The 7,248-nt window shown below is 71.7% G+C and carries 5 protein-coding genes and 1 pseudogene; 3 read left to right on the forward strand and 3 right to left on the reverse strand.

Annotation, left to right across the window (positions count from 1 at the left end):
* Positions 1-182 (reverse strand): annotated as a pseudogene (locus AWZ10_RS03685) (histidinol-phosphatase); the annotation flags it as partial.
* Between the two features lie 252 nt (positions 183-434).
* On the opposite strand from AWZ10_RS03685, the gene AWZ10_RS03690 reads away from it, so the two are divergent.
* The 3 genes from AWZ10_RS03690 (at position 435) to AWZ10_RS03700 (ending at position 4,014) form a co-directional block, all read left to right on the forward strand.
* Positions 435-1,754: a jacalin-like lectin gene (locus AWZ10_RS03690; RefSeq protein ID WP_060890417.1), complete on the forward strand. Its 1,320-nt coding sequence runs from the start codon at positions 435-437 to the stop codon at positions 1,752-1,754.
* Positions 1,755-1,928: 174 nt separating this feature from the next.
* Entirely contained in the window at positions 1,929-2,513 is a 585-nt protein-coding gene (locus tag AWZ10_RS03695; RefSeq protein ID WP_060890418.1) for a TetR/AcrR family transcriptional regulator, read from the forward strand.
* 97 nt (positions 2,514-2,610) lie between these two features.
* Positions 2,611-4,014 (forward strand): hypothetical protein, encoded by a 1,404-nt coding sequence (locus AWZ10_RS03700; RefSeq protein WP_060890419.1) that lies wholly within the window; start codon positions 2,611-2,613, stop codon positions 4,012-4,014.
* On the opposite strand, the gene AWZ10_RS03705 is transcribed toward AWZ10_RS03700, so the two are convergent.
* Both AWZ10_RS03705 and AWZ10_RS03710 read right to left on the reverse strand, forming a co-directional pair.
* The gene (locus AWZ10_RS03705; protein ID WP_060890420.1) at positions 3,959-5,707 is read right to left on the reverse strand and encodes a DUF2264 domain-containing protein; all 1,749 of its coding nucleotides are present in this window, start codon (positions 5,705-5,707) and stop codon (positions 3,959-3,961) included. The two genes, AWZ10_RS03700 and AWZ10_RS03705, sit on opposite strands and share 56 nt — an antisense overlap.
* Before the next feature lie 203 nt (positions 5,708-5,910).
* Positions 5,911-6,957: a rhamnogalacturonan acetylesterase gene (locus AWZ10_RS03710; protein WP_046708515.1), complete on the reverse strand. Its 1,047-nt coding sequence runs from the start codon at positions 6,955-6,957 to the stop codon at positions 5,911-5,913.
* Positions 6,958-7,248 lie beyond the last annotated feature (291 nt).

A 7,248-nucleotide genomic window follows, 5' to 3' on the forward strand; every position in this document is an offset into this window, starting at 1 on the left:
AGGCCCGCGCCCAGCAGGCCCGCACGACGCAGCAGGGAGCGGCGCGACCGCTGCTCGGGGGTCAGCGCCTCGTCGGGCACGGAGGCGTCGAAGGCGGCGGGGAGCGCGGCCGTCACGTCCCCGTGGTCGTGTCCGTGCTCGTGTCCGTGGTGGTGATGACCGTGCGCGTGCCCGTGCCCCATGAAACGCCTCCCGGATGCCGCTGCCTTCCGCGGCTGCTTCGCGACGCGAACCCGCCGCCTGTGGAGGATCGAGGCGGCACATGAACGTCGAACGATCAAGGGATGGCCAGGGGGTGCCATGGATACGGCGGATCACCTCGTCCCTCACTGTTTCCCCAACTGGCCTTGCACGTCACACTGGTTGGCATCGAACCTGAGCACCGCTCAACTTCCCCCCGCCCTCCGGAGAACCCCATGAGTCCCACGAGCCCCATGAGAAGACTGCTCGGCACCCTCGCCGCCGGCACGCTGGCCGTCACCGGTCTCGCCACCACCGGTGCGACGCCGGCCGCGGCCGCCACCAGCGGCACGTTCAACGTGCTGACGTACAACGTCGCCGGTCTCCCGGAGGGGCTCAGTTCCGGCAAACCGGCGACCAACACCCCGTTGATCTCGCCGCGCCTCGGGGCGTACGACATCGTGAACGTGCAGGAGGACTTCAACTACCACGCGGCGCTGTACGCGGGCGACAACCACCCGTACCGCACGGCGACCAGCGGCGGGGTGCCCTTCGGCGACGGCCTCAACACCCTCTCCGACTACGCGTTCGACGACTTCGAGCGGGTGAAGTGGAACAGCTGCACCGGCACCAACTGCCTCACACCGAAGGGCTTCTCGCTGGCCCGGGTGCGGCTCGACGAGGGCGTCTTCGTCGACCTCTACAACGTGCACACGAACGCCGACTCCGACGACGCGGCCCTCGCCGCCCGCCGCGCCAACGTCACGCAGCTCTCGGAGTTCATCAGGGCGAACTCGGCGGGCAACGCGGTGATCGTCATGGGTGACACCAACACCCGTTACACCCGCACGGGCGACAACATCCGCTCGCTCGTGTCGGAGAACGGGCTCACGGACCCGTGGGTGCAGCTGGTCAAGGGCGGTGTCGCCCCGGCTCTGGGCGCCGACGCGCTGGTCTGCCCGACGACCGCCCCGACCAACGACTGCGAGGTCGTCGACAAGGTCTTCTACCGGGACAGCAACGTGGTCGACCTGACCGCGAACCGCTACAACAACGACTGGGCGAAGTTCCTCGACTCGGCGGGCGGCAACCTCTCCGACCACTTCCCGCACACCGTCGACTTCTCCTGGAAGCTCAACTCCGGCCTCCGGGCCAGTGACTTCTTCGGCGGCCCGCACGGCACCGCGTACAACGACGCGGACAACCTCCCCTCGACGGTCTCGCCCCGCACCCTGACCCTGCGCGGCGCCTCCCGCCTCGACGCGGTCTCGCTCACCCACGACGGCGGTACGACCCTGACCCACGGCGGCACGGGCGGCACGGCGGCCTCCCTCACCCTGGCCTCCGGCGAGCACCTCACCTCGGTGAAGCTGACACAGGGCCAGAAGGACGGCCGCACCCGGATCTTCTCCGCCGCCTTCGGCACGGACAAGGGCCGTACCCTCGCCTCCGGCACGGCCACCTCCGACGCCAAGACCTTCACCGCTCCCTCCGGCTGGCAGATCGTCGGCTTCACCGGCCGCGGGGGCGACGAGATCGACAAGCTGGGCGTGCTGTACGCGCCGATCGGCTGAGCACCGCCCGCGGCGACCGTTGATCCCCGCGGCCCCACCCCGTCCGTCACGGGGTGGGGCCGCTCGGGCAGCCCCGGCACGGCACGGAACCGCCGACGAGATCCTCGTACGGCATGCGGGCGTCCAGCCCTTAACCTAGAGCTCCTAGGTTCTCGTCCCGTCCAGAGGTGGCCCATGCCCCGAGTCGGCCTCACCCCCGACCGCATCACCGCGGCCGCCGTCGATCTCGCCGACCAGGTCGGCTTCGAGAACGTCTCGCTCTCCGCCCTGGCCCGCCACTTCGGGGTCAAGGACGCGAGCCTGTACTCGCACGTCAGGAACCTCCAGGACCTGCGCGGCCGGATGGCCCTGCTCGCCGGCGGCGAGATGATCGACGTGATCGCGGCGGCCGTCGCCGGGCGGGCCGGCAAGGACGCGCTCGCCGCCTTCGCCGGGGCCTACCGGGAGTACGCCCTGCGGCACCCCGGCCGGTACGCGGCCACGCAGCTCCCCGTCGACCAGGCCCTCGTCACCGACTCCCCCGCCCTGCGCCGCACCGCCGAGATCACCTACGGCATGCTCCGCGCGTACGGCCTCGACGAACCCGATCTCACGGACGCCGTACGGCTGTTGCGCAGCACCTTCCACGGCTTCTGCGCCCTGGAGGCCCAGGGCGGCTTCGGTGCGCCCCGCGACGTACGGAGGTCGTGGGACAGGTCCGTCGAGGCGCTGCATCTGGCCCTCACGCACTGGCCCCGGGAACTCACCGAGGGGGCGTAGCCCCGTCGCGGACGGCCGACCGCAAGGGGCTGCCCTGGAGGCTCGACAACTTCCTTCCCGGCGGCAACCTTCTGCCGTACGGGTGCGACCACAGCACATGACACCTGCAACACCCACCTCCTCCGCCCCGCCCCGGCACCGCCGTCGCCACCTCGCGCGCAAGCCGGTCATCGGCTCGCTCGTGGCCGCGTCCGTGCTGGCGGGCGCCTGGTACGCGACCGCCGGGGCGGCGCCCGCCCCCGCGGCCGGTGATCTCACCGTCACGAACACGACCGTGAGCCTGCCGGCGAAGTTCCCCTACCTCTCGGCCGGCTACAACAACAGCCGGGAGTGGACGCGGACGGCGACGGCCGTGGCGCCGAACGGCACGCTGCGGGTCGCCTGGCCCGCGTCGGACGGTGTCCACGTCACGCCGCTGACGGCGGCCGGCAAGCGCTCCGGTGCCGACACGGTCGTCAAGGGGACGAAGGAGGTCGGTGGTCTCGTCGCGCACGACGACGGGTTCGCGCTGCTCACCCGGGTCTCCGACACCAACAAGTGGAAGGAGACGGCCGCCGCGCTCATCCGCTACCAGAACGGCAAGCAGACCTGGCGCACCAGGCTCACCGGCGCCTCCTCCGACGACACGGCCCCGCTGCTCGACGGCCAGCTCGCCTGGAACGGCAAGAAGTACGGCGCCTACTTCGTCGTGCACGGCGCGGGCGGCTTCGCCGACGGCCACTTCGGCGACAAGCTGTCGTACGTGGGCCCGAAGGGCAAGAAGCTCGGCGGCGGCTGGGGCTGGGGCTGCTCCCACAACGAGGGCATAGCCCTGCGCGCCGAGACGAGCGGGAACTTCACCTCCCTCTGCTTCGACGACTGGCGCTCGGGCCTGTTCGTGTCCACCGGTATCGCCGCCCCCGACAACGCGCCGGTCGTCCAGCGCGAGCAGTGCTGGGCCGGCTACTGCGGCGGCACCTTCGCCGGCCGCACCGGCGAGATCGTGAAGTCCTCCACGGGCCGCTACGCCACCGCGTTCGCCTCGCGCGGCGCCGCCTCGGCCAAGAAGAACCCGGACGACTCCAGCGGCCGGGGCTGGACGGTCGAGCCGAGGACCAGCACCCACCAGGTCGCCATCGCGTTCCTGAAGAACCGCGACACCCCCTCGGGCAAGCCGGTCCACCTCACCTCCGCCAAGGGCACCGAGCACGTGAACGTGCGTGTCGCCCCGTACGGCGAGAACCGGCTCCTCGTCTCCTACGAGACCCTGAAGAACGCCAAGTGCGCGAGCGGCACCTGCACCGGTACCTTCACCGGCACCCACTTCCGCCTCGTCGACTGGAACGGCAGGCTCCAGGGCGCCGACAAGGTCGTCAAGGCCCGTATCAGCGGTGACATCGCGGTCCTGAAGGACGGGACGCTGACCTGGGCGTACGCGCCGGTCACCCCGTCCTACACGACCACCCTCAACGGGGCGTCACCGACCACGAAGACGCTGAAGGTAGCCCGTCTGACGCCGTGAACACGAACCGGACCCGCTCACCGTGGGTCCAGTTCACGGACACCTCGTACGCCCCCCGCACCTCCACGGAGACCAGCTCCGGGAGGGGCAGGGGGACGGGGTCGGCGGTGAGGCGGGCGAGGGCGACGAAGAGGGTCGCCCCCTGTCCGGTCCGGCCCACGAGTCCGGGCCCGTCCGTGTCCGACGACAGGCCGTGCCCCGGGAGAAGCTCCGTGCGGACGCCCTCCGCCCCCGCCCATCCCGTGATCCGCACCGGAGTGCCGGGGGCGGCGTCCGTCACCAGGTGGGCCCGGACCTCGACCGCGCCCCGGGCCGCCACCAGGCTCGTGACCCGCGCACCTGTCTCACCGACCGAGTGCCGGGAGGCCGCCCAGCCCTCCCCCACGCCCAGCGGCTCGATGCCGACGCGGCCGGCGTCGCCGCCGACGATCACGCTGTTGTCGTACGCCTCGGCGGGCTCCGCGAGGGGCACGGGCTGTGTCACCGTCGAGTACGCGAGCCGTGTGTAGAACGGGTCGTAGCGGACGTCCTCGCTGCCGTGGTTGTGGAGGCGGACCAGGCCGTCCGAACGCGTGGACTGCAGCAGCCAGTTGGGCGGCCCCACGGGGCGCAGCCCGTCCGCCCGCTCCACCGGGCCCGGCTCCTCCGTCGCCGTCCACACCTCGTGGTCCGGCGGCAGGAGCAGACCGAGGAAGCCCTTGCTGGCCCAGTACGGGGAGGCGGGGCCCGAATAGCCCTGCAGCACAGCGGGGTCGGGGCCGTGCCAGCCCAGCGACAGCAGGCCGCGGTCGTCCACCGCGCCCCGGTCGAGGAAGTACTTGAGCGCGCCCGACGCCAGCCGCCTCGTCTCGCCCGGCGACAGCGGCGTACGGCCGGTGAGGGCGCCCAGCCACAGCGGGACGGTCGTCGCGAAGCGGTAGGTGAGGGAGCGGCCCTGGTGCAGGGGGGCACCGTCGCCGCCGAACAGGCGGGCGTAGTCGGCGAGATGGGCCGACAGCCGGTCGCCGTAGCGGGCGAGGAGGCGTTCGTCGTTCGCGAGCCAGGCGTGCAGGACCGGGTAGAGGTGCATGGCCCAGCCGTTGTAGTAGTCGAACTTGCGGCCGTCGCCGTCGGTGTACCAACCGTCGCCGAGGTACCACTGCTCGATACGGTCGAGCCGCTGGTCGATCACCCGGCGGGACAGCTCCGGTTCGTGGCCGATCTCTTCGAGGAAGCCGCCGACCGTCACCGGGAACAGCTCCCAGTTGCAGGGCCAGGGTTCGGCGGTGAGCGCGTCGGCGAGCCAGGCCGCCGTCCGCTGTCGGACACCGTCGTCGAGCCGGTCCCAGAGCACCTCCCGCGTGATGCGCAGCGCGAAGGCGATGGACGCGGCCTCCACGAGGGGCTGGCTGCGGTCCTCGATGCGGGGCCAGACGCCGGACACTCCGGCCGCGAGGCCGTCCGCGTACCGCGCGAGCGCCTTCTCGTCGCGGCGGAAGGCGGCGAGCAGCAGCGTACGGGCGTATCCCTCCAGTCCGTCGGAGAGCCGGCCCGTCCAGCTGGTGCGGTCGCCGGGGAAGTAGTACAGCGCTCCGTCGGCGGTCGCGTACGGCTCCACGGCGGCCAGCAGCGAGTCGGCTGCCGCCTCCCAGTGGGCGCGGGTGTAGCCGGTGTACGGGCTGAGGGTGCGGTCGTCCTGGGGCTGGGAGGGCATGCGGTGCGCTTTCTGACGGGGAGGGCCGGGGTGGCTGGGTGAGTTGGTCATCTGCGGGTGGGTGGGGGCTGGTCTTTCAAGGGGCGCGGGGAACTGCGCGACCAGCCCCCGCCCACCCGCACCCGCCGTACAATCCGCACCCCCGAGCCCTCCCGCGTACAGACCTGGGGCGCCCCGGTTCCGGTCGGAACGCCCCAGGGGTCTTATCCCACCCTGGTCTTCCCCTCGGGCACCAGACCCTGGGCGACGAGTTCGTCTCGGACGAGGTCGGCGTAGACGGTCGCGCCGTGCACCGAGGTGTGGGTGTTGTCGCGCTTCTCGTTGTAGAGGTAGAGCGCCTTGGAGCCCTCGGTGCCCAGGGACTCGACCAGCGCCTTCGTCTTCGCGGTGAGGTCGATCAGGGGCACGTCGTGGGCGGCGGCGACCGAGCGGGTGACCGCCGGGTGGTCGACGCCGAGGCCGTTGACCAGCAGGGCCGTGTTGTTGTTCAGGGTGCCGTCGGAGTTGAACCAGCGGCGGACGATGGGGGTCACCAGGACCGGCTTGCCGCGCTTCTCGCGGACGCCCGCGACCAGGGTTTCGAGGTTGGCCCGGTAGGTGGCCTCGTCGGTCTGCTTGTCGTTGTGGGCCAGCTGGATCAGGACCAGGTCGCCGCGTCGGATCCGCGGCTGGACGGTGGCCCACAGTCGCGGGTCGGCGAGGTAGGACACCGTGCTCTCGCCGGAGTCGGCGTGGTTGGCGACTGAGACGCCCTTCCTCAGGTACTGCGGGAGCTGCTGGCCCCAGCCGGAGTACGGGTCGCCGGGCTGGTCACAGACCGTGGAGTCGCCGACGAGGAAGATCTGGCGGGACCGCTCGGCGGGGGTCACGCGGATGTCGGCGAGGGCGGGCGCCGAGCCGCCGACGACGAGGTCCAGGCCGGCGGTGCCGTCGGCGCCGGTCGGCTCGCCCTCGGGGGTGCGGACGTCGACGGTGAAGGTGTGGCGGACGTGCTCGCCGGCGTCCGTCGCCGTCTCCGCCAGGAGGGTGCGGCGCGTCTCGCCGGTGATCACCGTGCTCGCCGCCTCCTCCCCGCCGAGGCGAACCCTCACGTCGTAGGTGCCGGCGGGGACGTCGAAGTGGCAGACGTTCGCGGCACAGTTCTCCAGGCCCAGCACGGGCCGGCCCGAGTCCGCCTCGGCCGGCACGGCGGTGAGCACGGTGCCCAGGGTCGTCGCCACCGTCAGCGCGGCGATGGTGAAACGTCTCATTGCGGCTCCTCCCGAGGAATGACAAGGCCCGGCGGCTGGACGGTACATCGTTTGACAAGCGCTTTCTAGATGCCAGCGCGTATTCACATGATTGCCAACTTCCGTGCCGCGAAAGCCCTTTCGCGAAAACGATTCAACTGTCACCCTTCCGAATCACCCGCCCTCCCCCCACACCACCCGAGGAGGACCCCCATGTCCGAATCCACCGACGGACCGTCCGCCACCGCTCCCGGCCTGGGCCGGCGCGGCTTCGTCGTAGGCACCGCCGCCACGGCCGCGGGCGCCGCTCTC

The sequence above is a fragment of the Streptomyces europaeiscabiei genome (genome assembly GCF_001550375.1).
Taxonomy (GTDB): Bacteria; Actinomycetota; Actinomycetes; order Streptomycetales; family Streptomycetaceae; genus Streptomyces; species Streptomyces europaeiscabiei.

Excerpts from the sequence above, each read along its gene's own strand:
- AWZ10_RS03705 (WP_060890420.1), bottom strand. The coding sequence starts at position 5,707 with ATGCCCTCCCAGCCCCAGGACGACCGCACCCTCAGCCCGTACACCGGC.
- AWZ10_RS03695 (WP_060890418.1), top strand. The coding sequence starts at position 1,929 with ATGCCCCGAGTCGGCCTCACCCCCGACCGCATCACCGCGGCCGCCGTC.
- AWZ10_RS03710 (WP_046708515.1), bottom strand. The coding sequence starts at position 6,957 with ATGAGACGTTTCACCATCGCCGCGCTGACGGTGGCGACGACCCTGGGC.
- AWZ10_RS03700 (WP_060890419.1), top strand. The coding sequence starts at position 2,611 with ATGACACCTGCAACACCCACCTCCTCCGCCCCGCCCCGGCACCGCCGT.
- AWZ10_RS03690 (WP_060890417.1), top strand. The coding sequence starts at position 435 with ATGAGAAGACTGCTCGGCACCCTCGCCGCCGGCACGCTGGCCGTCACC.